Below are 1,112 nucleotides of genomic sequence, written 5' to 3' on the forward strand. Positions count from 1 at the left end.
TCCCCACACAGGCAAACGCCATAACTGCCGTAGACCTGCCTTTATAACAGCCAACTTCAACAATAAGAGCATCCTCAGGGAGGGACTTAACTTTATTGAATAAAAACTCTTCTTGACCAGGAACTAGGAAACCATCAATGGTTTCCACAGCTTCTTTCACTGTCTCATAACTGTTGAATGGTTCCTTAGCACTGACAACTTGATTAAGCACCGTATCAACCATGATTACACTCCTGTTTTAGCTGATGTTAATTATTGAAAATTTTATTCGTTATCTGTAGGGAGACCAACCAACCCTTTAAATTTGAACCAAAGCGATCGCAGTTTCCAAAACTTACTGGTCTTCATGGCCGCAATTTCTACATTAATTACCTTCAACTTAGCCTCAGCTTCGTTCAGTTGGTTCTGAATCTGCTGTAATTGATTTTGCTGAAAATCCTGAATTTTTTCCTGTGACTGTGCCAATTGTGATTGAGTATGCTGAAGGTGTGAATGTATTTGGGTTAATTGTGACTGAGTATGTTGAAGTTCTGAGTGTATATGAGTTAATTGTGATTGATTATATTGAATTTCTGAGTGGTATTGATTTAATTGTGAATGAGTATTTTGAAGGTCTAAGTGGGCATTGGTCAATTGTGACTGAGTATCTTGAAGGTCTGAGTGAGCTTGGGTTAATTGTGATTTAGTCTGCTGGAGGTCTGTGACAGTTGCATTAACCTGAGATCGCAAGGAAGCTATCTCTTGATCCTGTTGCTCAATAATTTTCAGAAGCTCAGCACGCCTAGTCTCGCTAGTTTGATACTGAACTTGCATGTTTTGATACTGAAATTTGAGTTTATTAAAGTCAGAGGATTTGTCCAGTAATGCCTGAACCATTCGCCCAGATGGACTCTTGAGAAGATAGTAACTAATTTGCTCATCAGTATAGCGCACCAAAGGCTGCCGACTAGCTACGAAAAACATGTCATAGTCGAACAACTGTTGTTCAAATTGCAGAAACTCAAAACCGAGGTTATTAAAGAATTGTGACACCCCTCGCCTACTCAAAAGATGGATATGCTCAATAGATTTCATTTGGTGTAAAAAATGATCATTTTGAGCAACCATCTCTA

General features: G+C 38.8%; 1 protein-coding gene and 1 pseudogene. Both read right to left on the bottom strand.

Annotation, left to right across the window (positions count from 1 at the left end):
• A partial coding sequence (locus F6K49_RS51870) for a hypothetical protein (protein WP_293110830.1) occupies positions 1-223 on the bottom strand: 223 nt, incomplete at its 3' end.
• Between the two features lie 41 nt (positions 224-264).
• Positions 265-1,112: pseudogene (locus F6K49_RS51875) on the bottom strand (hypothetical protein); the annotation flags it as partial.

The organism is Moorena sp. SIO3I6, assembly GCF_010672095.1.